We start from the raw sequence: 21,059 nt of genomic DNA on the forward strand, positions 1-21,059 counted from the left end.
CGCCGACCCGGCCGGCCCTCCGCCCGTCAGCCCCGCGTCTCGTGCATCAGCAGCTCGACGCGCAGCCCGCCCCTCACCGTCACGATGCGGGCCGGCACGCGGGGCGACCTCCCCGCCCCCGAGAGCCGGGCGAGGGCGGCCTCGACCACGTTCTCGAGACCGCGCGGCACCTGGCCGACGAGCCCCGAGGGGCGCTGGGCCGCGAACAGGCGGACCGGCATCGGAGCGTCCACGCGCTCCTCCTCCGCGGTGCGGCGCGGGATCACGGCCGTGACCTCGTCTTCGCCGAGGGCGAGCACCCGCGCGATCTCGTCCTGGTGCGGCCGGGAGTCGGCGAGGCGGAGGAGGGTGTCGCCGCGCCGCGACTTCGGGCGCAGCTCGTAGTCGTAGTCGTCGAGCTTGCCCGAGCCGCGGTCGTCGGAGGGGAGGGGGTTCGCGTCGCCGCGTCCGAACGGGAAGAGCTTCATGCCCCCATTGTCCAGCGCGCGGCCCCTCCCCCGCTCGCGTCAGGCGGTGCGCCGCATCCGGGCGATCGCCGCGAGCACCAGGACGAGCACGACGGCGACGAAGCCGAGCAGGACCGGGACGGCCGGCAGGAGCGCGAGCGCGGCACCGATCGCCAGGACCGGCACCGCGAGGCCGAGGTAGGCGGCGAGGAACACGGCCGCGAGCACCTCGCCTCGGGTCTCGTCGGTGGCGAGCGAGCCGGCGACTCCGAGCGCCAGGCGGAAGAGCAGGCCCACGCCCGCTCCCGCGAGCACCCCGCCGACAATGAAGGCGGACACCGAGACGATCACGGCGCCGGTCGCGACCAGCAGCAGCCCGGCCGTCAGCGCCACGGCCGCGAGGCGGAGCGCCGTCCGCGAGGACAGCCGGATCGAGACCAGCTGCGCGACGGCTCCGGCGGCGAAGACCCCGAAGGAGACCGCGCCCGCCTCGAGGTGGGAGGTCTCGCCGAAGCGCCCGGCGAGGAAGGTCGGCGCCAGCGAGGTGAAGAGGCCGAACACGGCGAACCCGGCGAACGCGCCGACCGCGGCCGAGAGGAAGACGCCGCGGGAGGCGGCCGGCACGGCCAGGCGCTGCGGACGGTAGGCCGGGAGGACCTCGCGCCGCTCGACCGTCTCGGGGACGAGCGCGACGCCGATCCCGAGGACGACCAGGAGGACGAGGAACACGGCGTACGGGACGACCAGGGGCTCGCGCACCGTCACGGCGAACACCCCGCCGACGAGCGGGCCGAGCGCCAGCCCGCCCATGTTCACGAGGGCGGAGACGGCGCGGGAGGTGCCGGGGCCCTCCTCCGGGCGGGCGACGGCGCGCAGCTCCGAGAGATGGGCGGTGGCCGTCGCGGTGAGCGCGCCGACGCCGAGCCCGGTCAGCAGGCGGGCGAGGATCAGCCCGGGCACGTCCGGCCAGAGCAGGAACGCGGCGGCCGCCAGGACCTCGACGAGGATCGACGCGAGCAGGATCCGGCGGCGGCCGAGCCAGTCGCTGACGTGCCCGGCGAGGAAGAGGCTCGCCACGACTCCGACCGCGTACGCGGCGAAGACCACGGTGACGACGAAGGCCGGGAACCCGTCGCGCTGCTGGTAGATCGCGTAGAGCGGTGTCGGCACGGTCGAGAACGCCATCACCGTGAGGAAGGCGACGGCGATCACCCAGAAGCCGTGGCGGTGCGGGAGCTCGCGGCGGTGGACGGACGGGAGGGAGCGCTCGGTGGTGGTCACGGTGTCCACAGTGCTCCGCCCCATCATCCGTGTCCAACGGAGGATCTCGGATGGATTGATCGTCTCTGCTGGATAATGGGCGGATGGACGACCGCCAGCTCGCCGCCTTCGTCGCCGTCGCCGAGGAGCTCAGCTTCACCCGGGCAGCCGCGCGCCTGTTCGTCGTGCAGTCGACCCTCTCGGCGAGCATCCGCTCGCTCGAGCAGGAGCTCGGCTCGCCGCTGTTCGCCCGCTCGACCCGGCGGGTGGCGCTCACCGCGGTCGGCGAGGCGCTCCTGCCCTCGGCCCGATCGGCGATCGACAGCCTCGACCGGATGCGCTCGCTCGCGGCCGACGACGCGGCGGGGCTCCGCGGGCGGGTGCGGGTGGGCACCTTCTCCGCCCTCGACCTCGTCGACCTGCCCGGCGCGCTCGGCGTCTTCCGCACTCGGCACCCGCTGGTGGACCTGCTCCTGCGCACCTCGACCACCGGCTCCACCGGTCTCGCCGAGGACCTGCGCCGCGGCCTGCTCGACGCCGCTCTGCTGGCACTGCCCGCGGCGCAGCTGCGGGGCCTGGCGTTGACGCGGCTGGTGCGCAGCGACTACGTCCTGCTGGTGGAGAGCGCGCATCCGCTCGCCGCGGCGGGACCGCCCTCCCCGCAGGACCTCGACGGGCTCACCTTCGTGGACACGCCCGCCGGCTTCGGCAACAGGGTCGCCGTCGACCTCGCCTTCCGCGAAGCCGGGGCGTCGCGCCGGGTGGCCACCGAGGTCGCCGATCTGCCGGGGATCCCCCGCTTCGTGCAGGCGGGGCTGGGGCCGGCGATCGTGCCGCGCGCGGGCGTCGAGCCGCTGGAGGGCGTCACGGCCCTCGCGCTCGACTGGCCGGGGCTGGTCTGGGAGCTCTCGGTCTGCACGGCGCCGCGCCCCTCCGCCGCGGTGCAGGCGCTCACGGCCGTGCTGGCGGAGCGGTCGGCCTAGGCCTCAGCCCTCGCGCAGGGGGCCGCGGACGATCGAGTCGCCGGAGTGCTCCGGGTCGTCGTCGAACGGCTCCTGGGAGACGTCCACGAGCGGGTACTCGGCGAGGTCGACGTCGTCGGGCACGGCGAAGACGCCGTCGGTCCCGTCGAGCACGCCGAGGCCGACCAGCCCGGAGGCGTCGGCGGCGAGGAGCCAGACCTCCCGGTACGAGTCGTCCGCGCTCTGCGCATCGAGGTGCACGTGCAGGCGGCGGGTGCCGTCGGCGTCCTCCAGCTCGGCGGTTCCGCTCGCTCCCTGCCAGTCGGGGAGAGCGGCGAGATCAGCGCGCGCCACGACGGCGGCGGTGTCGTCGCTCCGCGAGGCCTGCCACCAGGCTCCGCCCGCGACCCCGATGACGAGCGCGCCGAGAGCGGCCAGCACGGCGCTCAGAGCGCGGGGCCGGCGGCGGCGGGCGGGACGGTGCCGTCCCGGGGGAAGGGCGAGCGGAGGCGGCACGGCAGCGGCCGACGACGGCAGGGCGCCGGGCCCGAGGTCGCCGAGGGCGAGCTCCTCGCGGATGCGGTCCCAGACGATCGCGGGCGGCGCCTCCAGCTCGACAGCACGGCTCGCACGGCCCAGGCCCGCGGCGTGGCCGAGCTCGACCAGCTGCCGGGCGCAGTCGGGGCAGTCGCGCAGGTGGGCCTGCTCGGCGTCGCTCGAGTGCTCGCCGAGGGCGAGCAGGGCGAGCTCGTCGGGATCGAGGTGGGTCATGTGCTGCTCACCTCCAGGCGGGAGCGGAGCCGGTCGAGGCTGCGGCGGATGTGGCTCTTGACGGTACCGAGCGGCAGGCCGGTGCGCTCGGCGATCTCGGTGTGGGTGAGGTCCTCGTAGAAGGCGAGGCCGATCACCCGCCGGGGGACGGGATCCAGGCGGGCCAGCTCGTCGGCGATCAGGATCCGCGCCTCGAGGTCGACGGGGGCCTCCCCCTCCTCGACCGGCGTGACGGCGACGAGGGCCTCGGTGAGCCTCCGCTCGCGCGCCCGCGCCTCGTGCGCGTCCGCGATCCTCCTCCGGGAGATCCCGACCAGCCAGGCTCCGAGAGCCGCCCGTCCGGGGTCGAAGCCCGAGCGCGAGGTCCAGGCCGAGACGAAGACGCGCTGCACCACGTCCTCCGCGTCGCCGCGGTCGCCCAGCGAGCGCAGCGCCAGCGTGAAGACCAGCGGCGACCAGCGCGAGTACGCCTCGGCGAGCGCCGCCTCCTCCCCTGCGGCGAAGCGGCGGCCGAGCCGGGCCACGAGAGCGCTGTCGGCCTCGGCGCCGTCGGCGGGCTCGATGGTCTCGATCAGGGGGTCCCTCCAGGGCTGCGGGGAGCGCTGCTGCCCGGGGGCGTGCGGCGCTGCGAGGCTCATCGTACGTCGCTGAGGCTCGGGCGGGCGGGTCAGCCGGCCGGGACGGCCGTGACCACCACGTTGCTGAGGTAGTGGCGGGTGTCGTAGTCGAAGTCGCCGCCGCAGGTGATCAGGACCAGCCGCGGCGGTCCGTCGGCGGCGAACACGGCCGAGAGGTCGACCGTGGTCTTCTCCGTGGTCTCCACCGTCGAGACGGTGTACGCGCGCTCCGCGCCGTCCGCGCCGGTGAGGGTCACGGTCTGGCCCGGGACCGCCTTCTTCAGCTCGACGAACGGCCCGAGGCCGTAGGCGAGGGAGTCGACGTGCGCGGCGATCACGACCGTGCCCTCCGGCTCGTCGAGGCCGGCGCCGAAGCGGTACCAGCCGGCGACCTGCGTGTCGGGCACGAGCTCCATCGTGCCGTCGTCCGCGACTCCGACCGGCTCGACGGCCATGTCGACGGGGAGCCCGTCGACGACGAGCCGCTCGGGAGCGAGCGCGGTGGGGGCGGGGGTCGCGCCGAGCCGAGCATCCGCCACCGGGACGGACGGCACCGCTTCCGGCAGGGTCGCCGCGGGCGAGGAGGGGACCGTGGCCGGCACCGGCTGCTGGGGCGCCGAGGAGACGGCGGCGGGAGCGGGCTCCACCCGGGACTCCTGCGCCGCGCATCCGGCGAGACCGGCACCGGCCACGATCAGCCCGACCACGGCGAGGACGCGCAGAGGGAAGGGGCTCCGGCTCATGGCGTCCTCCTGGGTCGTGGTCGGGGGTGCCGGGACGGCCGCGCTCCAGCACGGCCGACCCGGCGGTCGGATCCTCGGGTCAGCGACGCGAGGCGGCGGTGCGGCGGCCGATCAGCACAGCGCCGGCAGCGGCGAGGGCGGCGAGCAGTGCTCCGCCCCACCAGCCCGCGGCGGCGTCGGGGCGGTTGTCCGCCGCGAGGCCGGCCTCACCGGCGGGGACGCCCGACGGCGAGGAGTGCAGTCCATCGATGGTCTGCGTCGCGAGAGCGAGGTTGCCCTTCTCCAGGCTGCCCCAGGCGTAGACGATCGTGTTCACGCCCTCCTGGACCTGCACGTCGGCCGGGCCGATGACCGGCGCGGTGGTCCCGGTCGCGGCGACCACGGTCGAGATCGTGGCCGGGGCGAGGTTCAGCACGCCCTCGTTCGGGTTCGTCACGTTCGTCAGGACGGGCGACCCTCCGGCGAGGATGTCCACGGCCGGAGCGGCGGCGATGTGGCGGACCGTGAGCCGGCCCTCGCCCGCGGCGGTCTTCGAGATGTCATTGGTGAAGAGGGTCGCGGTGGGGGTGTTGTCCGGCTTGAGGTGCGCCGCGACGGTGTAGCTCTTCCCCGCCTCGAGGCTGATGTCGATCGGGCCGATCACGGGGGCGCTGGCGTCCGCGGCGGTGGAGGCCGTGATGGCGACCTTGTAGGTGCCGGTGGGGAGGTCGAGCGGGCCGGCGAGCGAGCCGGGGGTGAAGTCGTCGAGCGTCAGCTTGCCGTCGACGTAGACGTCGACCGGGGTGTCGGGGACGGCGTGCAGGACCGAGAGGTCGGCCGAGTCGGCGTCGGCGGCGGCGGCGGGCGTGGCGGCGATGCCGACGACGGCCAGGGTTCCGATGCAGGCACCGGCGAGCAGGCTGCGGGAGAAGCGGGAGGTGGTCACGGTGTTCCTCTTTCACGATGGGACCCGCGAGGGGTCGGGGGGTGGTCGAGAAGGGCCTTCACCACTACTTCCGCCCGAGGCGCCTCCTCGGATGCACCCGGTCTGAGATTCCTCGAAAGAATTCCTGCCGGACGCTTCGAGGGCCCCTCGCGGCGCTGGCCCGAGCGCCCGTGCCGGGCTAGCCTCCGACCAGGAGGTGCGGAGGATGGGCAGGCGCGGCGTGGTCCTCCTCCTCGCCGCCGCGGCGCTCACCACGGCGGCGGTCGCGGGCGTGCAGGGCTCCCTCGCCCCCCGGGCGCCGGTCGCCGACCAGGCCGCCGCCGCCTCCGACGCCCCCGCCCAGTGCGACGACGCCCGGGAGCTGCTGGCCGCCTCGTCCGCCTTCGAGGGCGGAGCGGGCGTGCCGGCCGGCCACCTCGTGGCCTGCCTCGACGAGGACCACCGGCGCCTCACGATCCACAACCGCACCCCCGTCGTCTGGAGTCTCGGCGACTCCTCGGTGCGGGGCGTGACGAGCGGGACGGACGGAGTGACGGGTCTGCTGAGCCTGCACGCGTCGCAGTCCTCCTCCGGGCTGCTCCTCGCACCCGGATCGGCGGCCTCGGTCTCGGCCGGCGACGGGAGGATCCGACCGCGGCCCGACGAGCCCTCGACCCGGCTGCAGCTCGCGCTCACCGCGGTGGTCGCGGCTCAGGATCAGGCGATCGGCCCCTCCGCCGGTCCCGACAGCATCATCCGCGGCGCCGCGCTCACCTGCGCGGTCGTGGTCGCGGAGTCGGACACCGGCTGGCGGGTGACCTCGCCGCGGGCTCTCGCCGCGGCGGCCGAGGACCCGGTGTGCGCGCGCGACTGGGGCCGCGCCCAGCGCAGCGCGGCGGCCTGGCGGATCGCCCTGCCCGGGCTCGTCGACGCCGTGGAGGCTCCCGGCCGCCCCGAGGAGGACACGGCGCTCCAGCGGGCCGCGGCCGACTGGTTCTCGGCCTCGAGCGGCTACTCGTGGGGCGGAGTCGACCGCCCCGCTCCCCTGCCCTGACCGGCGCCGCGCGCCTCGTCCGCCCGGGAACGCGAACGGGCCGCCCTCCGCGAGGAGAACGGCCCATTCGGCAAGAAGTTCGCGGTGTCATCGAGACCGCGCCCTGCTCCGGGAGGAGCTAGCGGCGCAGACCGAGACGCTCGATCAGCGAGCGGTAGCGGTTGATGTCCACATCCGACAGGTAGCCGAGGAGTCGACGACGCTGACCCACGAGCAGCAGCAGACCACGACGCGAGTGGTGGTCGTGCTTGTGCTCCTTGAGGTGCTCGGTGAGGTCCTTGATCCGCTTGGTCAGGACGGCCACCTGCACCTCGGGGGATCCGGTGTCACCGGGGTGGGTCGCGTACTCTTCGATGATCGCCTTCTTGACATCTGCTTCGAGTGCCATATATGGGATCTCCTCTCTCTCGTTGCGCGGTGCCCGGCGCCTGATGCGTGGGCTCTCTTGATCCGCGGCCGTCGAACGGCAACCGGACGACTCTACCAGAGGGAGGGCGGTATCAGGAGCCGGTGGCCCGGTTCCAGAGCACGACGAGCCACGGCGAGACCAGCAGCTGCCAGTAGACGAGCACGAGGACGTTGAGGACCACGCCGATCCAGCCGGCGATCGGCGGGCGCTTCTCGCGACGCCGGGCGCGGAGGGTGGAGACGGCGAGCAGGATCCCGGCGAGCAGGACCGCGTGCACGAGCGCGGTGTAGAGCACGCCGACCAGCAGATCGCTGACGGCCTGGTCGCCCGGGTAGGCGCCGAGCGAGATCAGTGCGTACCAGACGAAGAACGACAGCGGGACGGCGAGGACGGCCAGGAGGACCGAGACGATCCCGGCTCCGTAGCGGCGGAGGAACCCGCGGGCTCCCGAGGCCGTGGCACCGGTCCGAGCGGCTCCGGCGCGGACGCCGCCCGTGGAGCTGCGCCGACCGCCCGTGGCGGCCGCCGCGCGACGCGCGCCCGCCTCGGCGGCGGTGCGGATCGAGCGTCGCGAGGGGGCGGCTCCGGCTGCTCGCGGGGCAGGAGGACCCTGACGCCCGGGCGCGCCGTCGGATGACGTGCTCATGCCTCTCACCCTAGGGGATGACCCCTGAGCCCCCGGATCGGCGCGACGCGGCCCGCCGGGGCGGCGGAGTCAGCAGAATGGAGCGAGTGAGCCAGACCCCCCGCGCCCCCCGGCGCAGCCACGTCCTCGACGTCTCCCCCCTCCGCGAGTCCCCGGCCTTCGCCCGGCTCTGGGCCGGCAACGTGATCTCGGGCATCGGCGGCCAGATGACGATCGTCGCGGTCGGCCTGCACATCTACGAGCTCACCGGATCGACCCTCGCGGTCGCGCTGGTCGGCGTGGTGGCGCTGGTCCCGACCGTGATCGCCGGCCTCTACGGCGGGATGCTCGCCGACGCGTTCGACCGCCGCCTGGTGCTCCTGCTCGCCGCGGTCGTGGCCTGGGGCTCGACCGCGGGGATCGCGGCCCTCGCCTGGCTCGGCGCCGAGACCCCGCTCTCCCTCTACGTGCTCACCGCCGTGAACGCGGTGGCGACGACGGTGATCGTGACCACCCGGATGACGCTGGCTCCGCGGCTGCTCCGCACCGAGCTGGTCCCCGCCGCCGCCGCGCTGGGCGGCATCGCGAGCGGAGTCGAGGTGACCGTGGGGCCCGCCCTCGCCGGCGTGCTGGTCGCCTCCTCCGGCTTCGCGATCACGTACACGATCGACGTCGTGCTGTTCCTCGCCGCGTTCCTCGGCATCGCCGGGCTGCCGGCGCTCGTGCCCGAGGGCGAGCGGCAGCGGCCGGGGCTGGAGTCCCTCCGCTACGGCCTGGGCTTCCTGAAGGGCGCCCCGAACATCCGGATGTCCTTCCTGGTCGACATCGTGGCCATGACCTTCGGACAGCCGCGCGTGGTCTTCCCGGCCGCCGCCGCCGTGCTGCTCGGCGGAGGCGCGGTGACGGTGGGCGCCCTCACGGCCGCGTTCGCGATCGGGGCGCTGATCAGCGGCGTCTTCTCCGGCCGGCTCACCGGGGTCCGCCGACAGGGCCTCGCGATCGGCCGCTCGATCCAGGTGTACGGAGCGTTCGTGGTCGCGTTCGGCGCGGTCCTGCTCGGTGCCGCATTCGTGCAGCACGACGCGTCGGCGCCGAACGCGGTGCTCATCGCGCTGGCGGCGGTCGCCCTGGCCGGCGCGGGCGCCTCCGACAACGTCAGCTCGATCTTCCGGCAGACGATGCTGCAGACCGCGGTCCCCGACAACATGCGGGGTCGGCTCCAGGGCGTGTTCATCGTCGTGGTGACGGGCGGCCCGCGGGTCGGCGACCTCTACACGGGACTGCTCGCCTCGCTCGCGCTGCTCTGGCTGCCGCCGCTCGCGGGCGGGCTCGCGATCATCGCGATCCTCGCCGCGGTGCTGCGACTCCGACCGGGGTTCCGTGGGTACGACGCCCTGCACCCGACGGCCTGAGCGGAGGGGCGTCTCCCTCGAGCCGGACGGGACAGCGCGCCCGCCCGCTCGGCTCAGGCCGGCGGACGGGCGCGCCGGGGATCAGTCGCCGGAGGCCGCGTCGGCGCCGCCGCCGTCGGTCAGCCGGTCGTCCGAGACCAGTCCGCTGTCGTCGTCGCGGCCCTCGACCCGCACCGGGCGGTAGACGTGGAAGCCGTCGTCGTCGGGCTCCAGCTCCCAGACCACCTCGACCTCCTCGCCGTCGATGTCGGCCAGGCGGGTGAAGGAGCGCTGCGGGGAGCCGTCGATCATCTCGAGGCGGATGCTCTCCTGCTCCGCTCCGCTGTCGAGGATGGCGGTGTACGTCGATTCGGTGTCCATGCCTCGACGCTAGACACGCGCGGGGAGGCGTCGCCACCCCTTGCGGCGGCGCGCGGTCCGCGTAGCGTCGGCACCATGACCGACACCGACATCACTCCCGCCGACTCCGACGACCGCGAGCAGATCACCGAGATGGTGAAGAGCGCCGGGATCGGGCTCCTCACCACCGTCAACGCCACCGGGCAGCTCGTCAGCCGTCCGCTCAAGGCCCAGGACATCGACTTCGACGGCGAACTGTGGTTCTTCACGCAGGACCCGTCGCCCAAGGTCGACGACATCCGCGCGAACCCGAGCGTCAACGTCGCGTTCGAGTCGAAGAAGGGCTACCTGTCCGTGGCCGGCTCGGCGACCGTCGTGCACGACCCGGCGAAGGTGGACGAGCTGTGGTCCCCGGCCGTCGCCGGCTGGTTCCCCGACGGCAAGGACGACCCGACCGTCGCGCTGATCCGCGTCGAGGCCGAGACCGTCGAGCTGTGGGCGACCGACGAGCCCCGTCCGGTCGTGCTGTTCAAGGTCCTCAAGGCCGCCGTCACCGGCGGACAGCCCGACATCGGCGAGAACCGCACCGTCTCCTTCGAGTGATCCCTCCTCCGGGGCGCCGCCGGGGCGCGGCGCCTCGCGGGGACAGGCGTCAGGCGCCGCCGAAGCGCTCGGTGCGGACGCGCTCGGGCGCGTGGCCCTGCTCGACCAGGGCGGTGGCGACGGCCTCGACGAACGAGGTCGGGCCGCACACGTAGACGGTCGGCTCGAGCGAGGCCGGCAGAGCCGCCTCGGCGAGCAGCTCCGGAGTGACGCGGCCGGCCGGACGTGCCGCTCCCGCCGGCGCCACCCGGGTGAAGACGTGGTCCACCGCGACTCCGCCCGTCGCGGCCGGCCGCTCGGCGAGCGCCGCCAGCTCCTCGCGGTAGTAGGCGAAGACGGGCGAGCGGACCGAGTAGAGCAGCTGCATCCGCGCCGCGCTCCCGGACCGGGCGTGCTCGCGCGCCATCGCCATCAGCGGCACCACACCGCTCCCGCCCGCGATCAGCTGCACCGGCTCCGCCTGCTCGGGGCGCCAGACGAACCAGCCGCCGATCGGACCGCGGATCTCGAGCCGGTCGCCCGCTTCGAGGCCGTCGACCAGGTACGGGGAGACCTCCCCGTCGTCCAGCCGCTCGACCGCGAGCTCGACCCGCTCCCCGTCGGCCGGGGCGCCGATCGAGTAGGAGCGGCTCGCCTGGTAGCCGTCGGGCGCGGTGAGGCGCACGTCGAGGTGCTGCCCCGCCAGGTGGCCCGGCCACCCGGGCACGCGGAGCACCAGGAGGCGCGACGTGGGCGTGAGCGGCGCGACCGACTCGGCCACCGCCTCCGTCCACATCACCAGTAGCGCTCCTCTTTCCAGGGGTCCCCGTGCATGTGGTAGCCGTTCTGCTCCCAGAAGCCTGGCTCGTCGCCGGGCATCAGGCGGAGCGTCCGCACCCACTTCGCGCTCTTCCAGAAGTAGAGGTGCGGCACCAGGAGCCGGGCGGGGCCGCCGTGCTCGGCCGCGAGGGGCTTCCCCTCGAACTCGGTGACGACCCAGGCCCTCCCGCCGCGGATCTCGGCGAGCGGGAGGTTCGTCGTGTAGCCGCCGAAGCTCTGCGCCATGACGAAGCCGGCGTCCGTCTGCAGGCCCTCCAGCAGCGTGTCGACCGAGACGCCGCGCCAGCTGGTGCCGAGCTTCGACCACCGGGTCACGCAGTGGATGTCGGTGTGCACGTCCTCGTGCGGAAGCGCGTCGAACTCCTCCCGGTTCCAGCGGCGGACGCCCGCGGGGCCGCCGTCGATGGAGAAGGCCCACTCGTGGATGTTCGGGGTGGGCCCGATCGAGAGGACGGGGAAGCCGTTCTCGAGGTGCTGGCCCGGCGGGAGGTCCGGGTCCGCCTCCCTCTTGCCGAAGAAGCCCCGCGTGATGATGCCCATGTCCGCCCTCGTCGTCCTCGGGGCCTGGCCCCGGATCGCTGGAAACCGCTCGTCGCGCTCACGCTACCGCTCGGCGCTACCGCATGCGGGCCCGCCGGGCGAGCCCGGGACCGTGTCGGACGTCGGTGCCAGGATCGGGGCATGAGACGAACCGTCGTGCCGCCGTACCTCCTCGTCCGCATCGCCCGCCTCGACGATCCGGCCTTCGCCCGGGCCGCACGGGCCGCGAGCCGCTCGCTCGAGCAGGACGTGCCGTTCCGGCGCGTCCGGCCCGGAGAGCCCGCGCCCGACCGCGGGGCGCCGACCGCCGCCGCGACGTCCTCGCCGCGCACCCGCGTGCAGTCGCTCCAGCGCACCATCGCGGACGCGCGGACCGAGGAGACCCTGCCCGGCACGGTCGTCCGCCGCGAGGGCGAGGCGGCCACGGGGGACGCGGCCGTCGACGAGGCGTACGACGGCCTCGGCGCGATGTCGGCCTTCCTGCAGGGTGCGTACGGCCGCGACTCGATCGACGACGCCTGGCTGCCGCTCGACGCGACCGTGCACTTCGGCGACGACTACGACAACGCCTTCTGGGACGGCTCGCGGATGGTCTTCGGCGACGGGGACGGCCAGGTGTTCCGCCGCTTCACCGTCTCGCAGAGCGTGATCGGCCACGAGCTCGCCCACGGCATCACCGAGTACACGGCGAACCTCGTCTACCGCGGCCAGTCCGGAGCGCTCAACGAGTCGGTCTCGGACGTGTTCGGAGCCCTGCTGGAGCAGTACGGCGCCGGCCAGAGCGCCGACGAGGCGAGCTGGCTGATCGGCGAGGGGCTCTTCACCGAAGAGGTGCAGGGCACGGCCCTGCGGTCGATGATCGCCCCCGGCACCGCGTACGACGACGACGTCCTCGGCTCCGACCCGCAGCCGGGCTCGATGGCCGACTACGTCGAGACCGACGACGACAACGGCGGAGTGCACATCAACTCGGGGATCCCCAACCGCGCGTTCGCCGTGGCGGCGACGACCCTCGGCGGGAAGGCGTGGGAGCGCGCAGGGCAGGTCTGGTACGACGTGCTGACCGGGGGCGTCCTCACCGCGACGGCCGACTTCGAGGCGTTCGCCGCGCTCACCGTGCAGGCCGCCGCCGAGCGCTATGGATCCGGCTCCGAGGTCGAGGCCGCCGTGCGCACCGGCTGGACGACGGTCGGCGTGACCCTGTCCGCCTGAGCCGGTCCGATCGAGGGCGGAGGCGGGTAGCATCGCGCGCATGGACGTCATCGTGTCGCGCAGCGGCGGATTCGCCGGCCTCCGCCGGGTGTGGCGGGTCGACGTCGAGCAGCAGCCCGACGAGGACGCGTGGCGCGACCTGCTCGGCTCGCTCCCCTGGGACGCCGCCGACGGCGAGTCCCCCGGCCGGGCCGACCGCTTCGTCTACGAGATCCGCGTGCAGACGCACCACGTCCGCCTCGGCGAGACCGAGCTCGACGGAGCCTGGCGCGAGCTGGTCGACCGCGTGAAGAAGGCGCAGCCCCGCTAGGAGCTGCGCCTTCGTCGTGTGCTCGGAGCTACTTGGTGCCGAGCAGGTCGATCACGAAGATCAGGGTCTTGCCGGAGAGCGGGTGCCCTCCGCCGGCCGGGCCGTACGCCAGCGCGGGCGGGCAGATCAGCTTGCGGCGGCCGCCGACCTTCATCCCCGGGATGCCCTGCTGCCAGGCGCGGATGAGGTTGTTGAGGGGGAAGTTGATCGACTGGTCGCGGCTCCAGGAGGAGTCGAACTCCTCGCCGGTGTCGTACTCGACGCCGAGGTAGTGAACCTCGACGGTCGAGCCGGGCTGCGCCTCGGCGCCGTCGCCGACGACGATGTCCTCGACGACGAGGGTGTCGGGGGCCGGGCCCTCAGGGGCGTCGACCTCTGGCTTGGTCAGGTTCTCGCTGCTCATGCCTCGATCCTACGGCGCTCGGGAGCGGAGTCTGGGAGCGGGCTGCGAGCACTCACTCCACGAGCGTGAGGCGCTGCGTCGGCCGGGTCATCGCGACGTAGAGCGATGCGGCGCCGCGCTCGCCGGTCTGCGCGATGAGGCGAGGGCGGGCGATGATCACGGAGTCGAACTCGAGCCCCTTGGCGTCGTTCGTCGACAGCACGGCGATCGCGCGGTCGAGCCCGGTCGCTCCACGGCCCACCTCCCGGCCGAACCGCTCCTCGAGGCGCTCGGCGATCGCGGCGAGGTCGTCGTCGGGCGCGATGACCGCGAGCGTCCCCTCCGCCTCGATCGCCCGGTCCTCGACGACGGCCGCCAGCACGCGCTCCGAGAGGCTCGCGTCGCCGCGATCGCGGATCGTCCGCACCGGCCACTCGGTGGAGCGCACGGCCTCCCCCGGCGTGATCTCCAGCCCGTTCTCGCGCGCCGTCCGCTCGGCGAAGGCGACGATCTGCGCGGGCGTGCGGTAGTTGACCGTCAGCTCCTCCAGGCGCCACGGCGCCGCCTCCACTCCCCGGCCCTGGCGGCCGAAGGTGTCGCGGAGCGCGGCGTCCCAGCTCGAGGCGGCGGAGGCGCCGGACGCCTGCGCGACGTCGCCCACGATCGTGAACGAGCGCATCGGGCAGCGGCGCAGCAGCACCCGCCACTGCATCGGCGAGAGCTCCTGCGCCTCGTCGACCACGACGTGCCCGTAGGTCCAGGTGCGGTCGGCCGCGGCCCGCTCGGCGGTGGTCCCGAGCACCGAGCGCTCGGCGAAGCCGGCCGCGAGGTCCTTGGCGTTGACGAGGCCGTCGACGCCCATGTTGCGGATGGCGGCCTCCGCGTTCTCGACGTCGCGCTTGCGCTGCTCCTTCTCGGCCTTCTTCGAGGCGTCGGCGTGGTCGTCGTAGGCGCCGAGCAGCTCCGCGGCCTCGTCGAGCAGCGGTACGTCGGAGACCGTGAACGGAGCGTCGCGGTCTCGGCGGAGGAGGGAGCGCTGCGCGGCGGTCCAGCGCGGCGTGAGGGTCGCGAACCAGTTCGGACGGGCGTAGAGGTCCTGCAGCAGCTTCTCGGGGGTCAGCGGGATCCACGCGGTGTTGAGAGCGACGCGGACGTCGTGGGCGGTCCGCACGTCCTCGCGCAGCACCGCCTCGTCGGCCTCGTCGACCGTGCTGCCGTGGCTCCGCAGCTGATCGGCGAGCTGGCGGGTGAGCTGCGAGAGCAGCGTCTTGACGAAGGAGACGCGCGCCTCGTTGTGCGGCTTGCGGGTGTCGCGCGCGCGGGTGATCGCGCGCTCCACGTCCTGCGGCTCCAGACGGAGCTTCTCGCCGTTGACGTCGAGCACCTGGGTCTCGGCCGGGACGGTCTGGCGGGAGCGGACCGCGCGCTTGAGCAGCTCCGCCATCCGCGCCGAGCCCTTCACGCGGGCGACCGCGGGCACGTCCTCCTCGACGAGGTCGAGGCCCGGGTAGAGCTGGCCGAGCGTCGAGAGGACGACACCCGTCTCGCCGAGCGAGGGCAGCACCGCCTCGATGTAGCGGAGGAAGGAGCGGGAGGGGCCGACCACGAGCACGCCGGAGGAGGCGATGCGGTCGCGGTAGGAGTAGAGGAGGTAGGCGGCCCGGTGCAGGGCGACCGCGGTCTTGCCGGTGCCCGGCCCGCCCTGCACGACGAGCACGCCGCGCAGCTCGGACCGGATGATGCGGTCCTGCTCGCTCTGGATGGTCGCGACGATGTCGTGCATCCGGCCGGTGCGCTGCGCACCGAGGGCCGCCATGAGCGCGCCCTCGCCCTGCAGCACGGTGCCCTCGCGCAGCAGCTCCTCGTCGAAGACCTCGTCCTCGAAGCGGAGGACCTCGCGGCCCCGAGTGGTGAGGTGGCGCCGGGCGCGCGTCCCCATCGGCCGGGCGGCGGTGGCCTGGTAGAACGCGGCCGACTGCGGGGCGCGCCAGTCGAGCAGCAGCGTGTCCTGCTCCTCGTCGCGCAGGCCGATCCGGCCGATGTAGCGGTGCTCGGCGTCGGCGTCCGCGAGCGTCAGCCGGCCGAAGGCGAGCCGGTCGTCGGCGCCGGTGAGCGAGCGGATGCGGTCCTCGTAGAGCCGCGCGTAGGCGTCGCGCTCGGAGCGGCTTTGGTGGTTGCCGCCGACGCTCTCGATGCGGACCGTGTCCAGAGCCTCGCGGGCCTGGGCGATCAGCTCGTCGAGGCGGGCGTAGAGCGCCGCCACGTAGTCGCGCTCCCGAGAGAGCTCGGTGGCCTGCACAGTGCTGCCGTCCGTCATCGTCCGCCTTCCGAGGGTCCGCCGCCGCGGGCCGGGAGGCGCGGGATGCGCTCCGGGGGCCGCGGGAAAACAGGCGGTCCAGTCTACCGAGCGATCCGAAGCGGGCCGTGCCGACAGCGGGATCCGGATGCCTCTTGCGCTCGGCGCCGCGGAGGAGCATCCTCTCTCTCACGAAGAGCTCGACGCCCCGTCCGAGCAGCCGGCCCTGCCGCTGCCGCAGGGCGTCGAGCTCTTTCTCGCGGGTGTCCGTCCTCCGTCCGGTCATCGACCGGGAAGAGAACCGGACGGCCCCGCGTTGCACGCCCCATGGCCACTCCGAGCAGCAGCGTCACCGCCCCCTCCCGCGCCTCGATCGACCTCACGGAGTCGGCACGCGCCGGCTGGGAGTCGTGGCTCGCCCGACGCGTCGAGCGCGTCACCGGACCCCGGGGCGATCTCGCCCTCGTCGAGACGCGCTGGCTCGAGCCCGGCGAGAGCGTCGACGACGAGCAGGCGCTGGCCGGCTACGGCCCCTCGGCGACCCTGACGCGGATGCGCCGCGAGAACCTCGACACCGGCGAGCCCGAGTACGGCTACCGCGTCTGGGACGCGGCCTCCGACGGCATCCGGTCCTTCGACGCCATCGAGACCTTCCCGTTCGACGCCGCCTGGGTGCTCGAGGCGTGGTTCGAGCCGGTCGCCGAGGACCGCACGGTCCCGTTCGAGCACCTGCGCGACAACGGCGCCACCCGCGAGCTCGTCGTGCCCGGCGACATCACCTTCTCGCTCGTGGACGACGGGCGCGCCCGCGAGTACACGGTCGCGGCGTTCGACGACGGCGGCACGCTCCTCGTCCCGTTCGGCGATCCGACCAACCGCAGCGACGACCCGGAGCTCGCGAGCTACCCCGTCGGCCGCTTCCTCGTCGTGCAGCGGATCGGCGGCGCGGCCGACGCGGGCACCCCCGCTCCGGTGCTCCTGGACTTCAACCGGGCGTACATCCCGCCGTGCGGCTTCTCGCCCCACTACAACTGCCCGCTGCCGCCCGCGCAGAACCGGCTCGGCGTGCCCGTGACGGCCGGCGAGCGCCGCGTGCGCAGCGCCTCCGCCTAGCGCGCCGGGGCTGAGCGGGGGCGGCCCCGGCTCAGCGGGTGAGCACCGCCCGGCGGGCGACGAGCTCGTCGAGCAGGACCTGCTCGTCGACCGCTCCGGTGCGTCCGCCGCGGCCGAGCAGGAGGTGCTGCCGGTGGTGCGCGAGCCGCGTCGCCGAGCGGAGGAAGTCCCGCATCGCCCGCGGCCGGTCCCCTCCCGCGCTCCGGGCCCAGCGAGCGGCGGTGCGGCGCCCCTCCGCGGTGCCGATCATCCGAACCTCGGCCGGCGAGAGCCAGCCGGCGACGGCGTAGTCGTCGAGCCGCTGGAGCGTCACGCGCCGCTCCTGCCGGCGCAGCAGCACCACCACGACCACGGCGACCGCGAACAGCGGCACCTGGACCACGCCGTAGAAGCCGAACCAGTCGGACACCAGGAACGACGAGCCGTTCCAGAGCGCGTGCAGGAACGCGGCGAGCGCCAGCCCGAGCAGGGCGATGGGCAGCCGCGCGACGGCGGGCCGGTTCGAGGCGAAGCCGAGGGCCGCGCCCGTGCAGGCGGTGAAGAGCACGTGCGCGAAGGGCGAGAGCACCCCGCGGAGGAAGAAGGTCACGGCGAGCGAGCCGAGACCGCCCTCCACCAGCGCGCTGCCGAAGTAGAGGATGTTCTCGACGAAGGCGAACCCGGAGGCGACGACGGCCGCGTAGACGATGCCGTCGACGGGCCCGTCGAAGGTCCGGCGCCAGATCAGCAGGACGAGGAGGACGCCGATCCCCTTGGCCGTCTCCTCGACCAGCGGCGCCTGGATCACGGCGCCGACGAAGTCGGATCCGCTCGGCTGCTGCCCGGACGCGTAGACGGCGATCTGCACGCCGAGGTCGACCAGGAGCGCGATCGCGACGGACCCGGCCGCGCCCCAGAGGAACGCGAACCACAGGCCCAGCGCTGGCTCCGGCTCCCACCGGTCGACCCAGCGGACGCCCAGCAGGACCACGGTCAGCGGGACGAGGGCGATGACCGCGCAGATCCCCGCGGCGCTGACGCCGAGTCCGAGAACCACGTAGGCGAGCACGAGCAGCAGCAGGATCCCGAGGAGCGCCACGCCGATCGAGCCGAGCACGGTCGGCACGACGGAGGGGCGGGCGGTGGCGGGCGGTGCGGGCGGCGGATAGGCGCTCATGGGGCCGACAGTAGGGCACGGGCGGGGTGCGCTGTCGGCGGTTGACACGCGCCGGGCGCGTGGAGGAGGGCCGGGGTGCGGACGCCCGTGTCCGATTCCCGCTCCTGCTCGACGTCGCCGCGTGCGAGGCTCGAGGCGTGCCCGACTCCGATCCGCTCTTCGAGGAGCGCTACCGCGCCGTCGCCTCCCGCGACTCCCGGTTCGACGGGCGGTTCCTGACCGGAGTGCACTCCACCGGCATCTACTGCCGTCCGAGCTGCCCCGCCATCACGCCGCGGCGCGCGAACGTGCGCTTCTACCCGACGGCCGCCGCCGCGCACGAGGCGGGGCTCCGCGCCTGCAAGCGCTGCCTGCCGGACGCCGTCCCCGGCTCCCCCGAGTGGAACCTGCGCGACGACACGGCGGCGCGCGCCATGCGTTTGATCGCCGACGGAGTGGTCGACCGCGAGGGGGTCGAGGGGCTGGCCGCACGGCTCGGCTACGGCGCGCGCCACCTCGGCCGCATCCTGCGCGAGGAGCTGGGCGCGCCTCCGCTGGCGCTCGCTCGCGCCCAGCGCGCCCAGACCGCCCGGCTCCTGCTCACGAGCACCGACCTGCCCGTGTCCGACGTCGCCTTCGCCGCCGGCTTCACGAGCATCCGGCAGTTCAACGCGACCCTGGCGGAGGTGTACGAGCGGACCCCGACGGCCCTGCGCGCCTCGGCCCGCGGCACGCGCTCCGAGGCGAGCGTCCACGACGGCGCGACCACGCTGGAGCTCCGGCTGGCAGTGCGGGCTCCGTTCGATCCCGGGGTGCTCGACGTGCTCGGCGGCACCGCGCTCCCGGGCATCGAGGAGGCGTCCCCCGGCGGCTACGCGCGCTCGCTCGTCCTGCCCGGGGGCGCGGCGCTGATCCGGCTGGCGGCGGACGGGGAGAGCGTCCGCTGCAGCGCGACGCTCGTCTCCGTCGCCGACGTCGGGCCGCTGGTCGCCCGGGTGAGGCGGCTGCTCGACCTGGACGCGGACGCCCGCGCCGTGGACGAGGCCCTCGCGGCCGATCCCGCACTTGCTCCGAGCGTCGCCGCCCGCCCCGGTGTCCGCGTGCCCGGCTCCGTCGACCCGGCCGAGACGCTGGTGCGCGCGCTGCTCGGCCGGCGGGAGGCCGCACGGCTGGTCACAGCGCTCGGCGCGACGCTCCCGGAGTCCGTGGCGAGCGGATCGATCGCACGCGCCTTCCCCTCCCCCGCGGTGATCGCCGAGCACGCCGCCGACGTGCTCCGCGGATCCGCCGACGTGCTGGTGCGGACCTGCACGCTGCTCGCCGAGGGAGCCCTGCGGCTCGACGCCGACCGGGAGGAGCTCGCCGAGCAGCTGCTGGCGGTCCCCGGGATCGACGCGGCCACGGCGGCCGAGGTGGCACAGCGGGCGACCGGAGATCCCGACGTCCTGCTCACCGGGGATCCCGTGCTCCGGCGGGGCGCGGCGGCGCTCGGCCTGCCCTCCGGCGAGCGCGCGCTGACCGAGACCGGACGCCGCTGGGCGCCCTGGCGCAGCTACGCCGGGGCGCGCCTCGCGGCCGCGGTCACGCCTCCGGCGCGGGGTCGATGATCGGGAGCGCCGCGGTCATCGCCTCGATGCCCGAGAGCCGCGCCGGCGAGATCAGCCGCATGACCTCCTCGCGGGACATCAGCCCGGCCTCGACCACCAGGTCGGCGATGTTGCGGCCGGTCGCGAGGGCGGCCTTCGCGAGGGCGGCGGACGCGGTGTAGCCGATGCTCGGCGTGAGCGCCGTCACGACCCCGACCGAGGAGGCGACCATGGCCTCGAGCCGGTCGACGTTCGCGGTGATGCCGTCGATGCAGTTCTCGCGGAGCGTCCTGCAGGCCTGCGTCATCCAGGTGATGCTCTGCAGCAGCGAGTGCGCGATCACCGGCTCGAAGGCGTTGAGCTGGAGCTGACCCGCCTCGGCCGCCATCGTGACCGTGACATCGGCCCCGGCCACCGAGTAGGCGACCTGGTTGACCACCTCGGGGATGACCGGGTTCACCTTGCCGGGCATGATGCTCGATCCCGCCTGGCGCGGAGGCAGGTTGATCTCGCCGAAGCCGGCCTGGGGGCCCGAGGAGAGGAGTCTCAGGTCGTTGCAGATCTTGGACAGCTTGATCGCGGAGCGCTTGAGCGCGCTCGAGAACGACATGAAGACGCCGGTGTCGCTCGTCGCCTCGACGAGGTCCTGCGCCATCTCGAGGTCGAGATCGGTGATCTCGTTGAGGTGGCGGACAGCAGCCGCGCCGTAGCGCGGATCGGCGGTGATGCCTGTGCCGATCGCGGTGGCTCCGATGTTGACCTCGGCGAGCAGCCAGATGGTCTCGGAGAGACGGGCGTGGTCCTCGCCGAGGGTCGTCGCGAAGCCGTGGAACTCCTGGCCGAGCGTCATCGGCACCGCGTCCTGCAGCTGCGTGCGGCCGACCTTCAGGACGCTGCCGAACTCGACCGCCTTGCGGGAGAACGACTCGCGCAGCAGCGCCAGCTCGTCGAGCAGGCGGCGCAGCGACCAGGTCATCGCGATCTTGATCGCGGTCGGGTAGACGTCGTTGGTGGACTGGCTGCGGTTGACGTCGTCGAGGGGGTGCAGGTGCGCGTAGTCGCCCCGCTCGAAGCCGCCGATCTCGAGTGCGACGTTGGCGACGACCTCGTTCGCGTTCATGTTCGTCGAGGTGCCGGCGCCGCCCTGGATCACCCCGACCACGAACTGGTCGTGGAACTCGCCGTCGATGATGCGGCGGCACGCGGCCTCGATCAGCTCGGCCTTGGCGGGGGCGAGGGTGCCGAGCTCGGTGTTGGCCCGGGCGGCCGCGAGTTTGACCGTCGCGAGGGACCGGACGAGATCGGGGTAGATCGAGATGGGGCGCTTCGAGATCGGGAAGTTGTCGAGGGCCCGCGCCGTGTGGATGCCCCAGTAGGCCTCGGCGGGGATCTCCATCGAGCCGAGGGAGTCGCTCTCGGTGCGCGTGGCGGGGGTCTCGGTGTCGTCCAGGGCTCTGCCTTCCGGGTCGCGGTCGGGGAGGGTGCTCGGTGCGAGGGTCACGTCCAGCTCCGTTGCTGTCG

The 21,059-nt window shown here is 74.2% G+C and carries 23 protein-coding genes; 8 read left to right on the top strand and 15 right to left on the bottom strand.

Annotated elements, in window-relative coordinates:
- Positions 1–26: 26 nt before the first annotated feature.
- Together C5C37_RS00280 and C5C37_RS00285 are read right to left on the bottom strand one after the other, a co-directional pair.
- Positions 27–467, bottom strand: coding sequence for a hypothetical protein (locus tag C5C37_RS00280; RefSeq protein WP_104338243.1), 441 nt, complete (start codon positions 465–467; stop codon positions 27–29).
- Between the two features lie 39 nt (positions 468–506).
- A complete protein-coding gene (locus tag C5C37_RS00285) occupies positions 507–1,727 on the bottom strand; it encodes an MFS transporter (RefSeq protein ID WP_258063632.1) in 1,221 nt (406 codons plus the stop codon).
- 83 nt (positions 1,728–1,810) lie between these two features.
- On the opposite strand from C5C37_RS00285, the gene C5C37_RS00290 reads away from it, so the two are divergent.
- Positions 1,811–2,689 carry a LysR family transcriptional regulator gene (locus tag C5C37_RS00290; RefSeq protein WP_104338245.1) on the top strand — a complete coding sequence of 293 codons (879 nt, stop codon included), beginning with the start codon at positions 1,811–1,813 and terminating at the stop codon, positions 2,687–2,689.
- A 3-nt stretch (positions 2,690–2,692) separates the two neighbouring features.
- Here the strand turns inward: C5C37_RS00290 and C5C37_RS00295 are convergent, their stop codons facing one another.
- From C5C37_RS00295 to C5C37_RS00310, 4 genes are all read right to left on the bottom strand, one after another.
- Positions 2,693–3,439, bottom strand: coding sequence for an anti-sigma factor (locus C5C37_RS00295; RefSeq protein ID WP_104239041.1), 747 nt, complete (start codon positions 3,437–3,439; stop codon positions 2,693–2,695).
- The gene (locus C5C37_RS00300; RefSeq protein WP_104338246.1) at positions 3,436–4,077 is read right to left on the bottom strand and encodes an RNA polymerase sigma factor; all 642 of its coding nucleotides are present in this window, start codon (positions 4,075–4,077) and stop codon (positions 3,436–3,438) included. Before C5C37_RS00300 ends, C5C37_RS00295 begins: the two co-directional genes overlap by 4 nt.
- Before the next feature lie 29 nt (positions 4,078–4,106).
- Complete coding sequence (locus tag C5C37_RS00305) at positions 4,107–4,799, bottom strand: class F sortase (protein WP_104260617.1); 693 nt, start codon at positions 4,797–4,799, stop codon at positions 4,107–4,109.
- Between the two features lie 79 nt (positions 4,800–4,878).
- The gene (locus C5C37_RS00310; protein WP_104224813.1) at positions 4,879–5,724 is read right to left on the bottom strand and encodes a DUF4397 domain-containing protein; all 846 of its coding nucleotides are present in this window, start codon (positions 5,722–5,724) and stop codon (positions 4,879–4,881) included.
- 205 nt (positions 5,725–5,929) lie between these two features.
- On the opposite strand from C5C37_RS00310, the gene C5C37_RS00315 reads away from it, so the two are divergent.
- Entirely contained in the window at positions 5,930–6,757 is an 828-nt protein-coding gene (locus tag C5C37_RS00315; RefSeq protein ID WP_104297441.1) for a hypothetical protein, read from the top strand.
- 118 nt (positions 6,758–6,875) lie between these two features.
- Here C5C37_RS00315 and rpsO read toward each other — a convergent pair whose 3' ends face one another.
- Both rpsO and C5C37_RS00325 read right to left on the bottom strand, forming a co-directional pair.
- Positions 6,876–7,145, bottom strand: coding sequence for a 30S ribosomal protein S15 (gene rpsO / locus C5C37_RS00320; protein ID WP_068252328.1), 270 nt, complete (start codon positions 7,143–7,145; stop codon positions 6,876–6,878).
- 112 nt (positions 7,146–7,257) lie between these two features.
- Positions 7,258–7,812, bottom strand: coding sequence for a hypothetical protein (locus tag C5C37_RS00325; protein WP_104224815.1), 555 nt, complete (start codon positions 7,810–7,812; stop codon positions 7,258–7,260).
- A gap of 86 nt (positions 7,813–7,898) precedes the next feature.
- On the opposite strand from C5C37_RS00325, the gene C5C37_RS00330 reads away from it, so the two are divergent.
- Entirely contained in the window at positions 7,899–9,203 is a 1,305-nt protein-coding gene (locus C5C37_RS00330; RefSeq protein ID WP_258064081.1) for an MFS transporter, read from the top strand.
- An 81-nt stretch (positions 9,204–9,284) separates the two neighbouring features.
- On the opposite strand, the gene C5C37_RS00335 is transcribed toward C5C37_RS00330, so the two are convergent.
- A complete protein-coding gene (locus C5C37_RS00335; protein WP_104224817.1) occupies positions 9,285–9,563 on the bottom strand; it encodes a hypothetical protein in 279 nt (92 codons plus the stop codon).
- A 75-nt stretch (positions 9,564–9,638) separates the two neighbouring features.
- On the opposite strand from C5C37_RS00335, the gene C5C37_RS00340 reads away from it, so the two are divergent.
- Positions 9,639–10,145, top strand: a complete 507-nt coding sequence (locus C5C37_RS00340) for a pyridoxamine 5'-phosphate oxidase family protein (protein ID WP_104224818.1) — start codon at positions 9,639–9,641, stop codon at positions 10,143–10,145.
- A gap of 49 nt (positions 10,146–10,194) precedes the next feature.
- Here the strand turns inward: C5C37_RS00340 and C5C37_RS00345 are convergent, their stop codons facing one another.
- Positions 10,195–10,920 carry a ferredoxin reductase gene (locus C5C37_RS00345; protein ID WP_104226284.1) on the bottom strand — a complete coding sequence of 242 codons (726 nt, stop codon included), beginning with the start codon at positions 10,918–10,920 and terminating at the stop codon, positions 10,195–10,197.
- Complete coding sequence (locus C5C37_RS00350; RefSeq protein ID WP_104338247.1) at positions 10,920–11,504, bottom strand: molybdopterin-dependent oxidoreductase; 585 nt, start codon at positions 11,502–11,504, stop codon at positions 10,920–10,922. Before C5C37_RS00350 ends, C5C37_RS00345 begins: the two co-directional genes overlap by 1 nt.
- Before the next feature lie 141 nt (positions 11,505–11,645).
- On the opposite strand from C5C37_RS00350, the gene C5C37_RS00355 reads away from it, so the two are divergent.
- Positions 11,646–12,716 carry a M4 family metallopeptidase gene (locus C5C37_RS00355; RefSeq protein ID WP_104338248.1) on the top strand — a complete coding sequence of 357 codons (1,071 nt, stop codon included), beginning with the start codon at positions 11,646–11,648 and terminating at the stop codon, positions 12,714–12,716.
- Positions 12,717–12,756: 40 nt separating this feature from the next.
- Entirely contained in the window at positions 12,757–13,026 is a 270-nt protein-coding gene (locus tag C5C37_RS00360; RefSeq protein ID WP_104338249.1) for a protealysin inhibitor emfourin, read from the top strand.
- A 28-nt stretch (positions 13,027–13,054) separates the two neighbouring features.
- On the opposite strand, the gene C5C37_RS00365 is transcribed toward C5C37_RS00360, so the two are convergent.
- Both C5C37_RS00365 and C5C37_RS00370 read right to left on the bottom strand, forming a co-directional pair.
- On the bottom strand, positions 13,055–13,429 hold the full coding sequence (locus C5C37_RS00365) for an FKBP-type peptidyl-prolyl cis-trans isomerase (protein WP_104226280.1): 375 nt from the start codon (positions 13,427–13,429) through the stop codon (positions 13,055–13,057).
- Positions 13,430–13,481: 52 nt separating this feature from the next.
- Entirely contained in the window at positions 13,482–15,725 is a 2,244-nt protein-coding gene (locus tag C5C37_RS00370; protein ID WP_104233245.1) for a UvrD-helicase domain-containing protein, read from the bottom strand.
- A 306-nt stretch (positions 15,726–16,031) separates the two neighbouring features.
- Between C5C37_RS00370 and C5C37_RS00375 the strand changes: the two genes are divergently transcribed.
- Positions 16,032–16,817 (top strand): DUF1684 domain-containing protein, encoded by a 786-nt coding sequence (locus tag C5C37_RS00375; protein WP_104247431.1) that lies wholly within the window; start codon positions 16,032–16,034, stop codon positions 16,815–16,817.
- Between the two features lie 31 nt (positions 16,818–16,848).
- Here C5C37_RS00375 and C5C37_RS00380 read toward each other — a convergent pair whose 3' ends face one another.
- Positions 16,849–17,973 (bottom strand): PrsW family intramembrane metalloprotease, encoded by a 1,125-nt coding sequence (locus C5C37_RS00380; RefSeq protein ID WP_104233243.1) that lies wholly within the window; start codon positions 17,971–17,973, stop codon positions 16,849–16,851.
- Positions 17,974–18,110: 137 nt separating this feature from the next.
- Between C5C37_RS00380 and C5C37_RS00385 the strand changes: the two genes are divergently transcribed.
- Complete coding sequence (locus C5C37_RS00385) at positions 18,111–19,559, top strand: DNA-3-methyladenine glycosylase 2 family protein (RefSeq protein WP_181127333.1); 1,449 nt, start codon at positions 18,111–18,113, stop codon at positions 19,557–19,559.
- Here C5C37_RS00385 and C5C37_RS00390 read toward each other — a convergent pair.
- Positions 19,534–20,988, bottom strand: coding sequence for an aspartate ammonia-lyase (locus tag C5C37_RS00390; RefSeq protein WP_258064082.1), 1,455 nt, complete (start codon positions 20,986–20,988; stop codon positions 19,534–19,536). The genes C5C37_RS00385 and C5C37_RS00390 overlap by 26 nt on opposite strands.
- Positions 20,989–21,059 lie beyond the last annotated feature (71 nt).

The organism is Rathayibacter sp. AY1F9 (assembly GCF_002932155.1).
Classification (GTDB): Bacteria; Actinomycetota; Actinomycetes; order Actinomycetales; family Microbacteriaceae; genus Rathayibacter.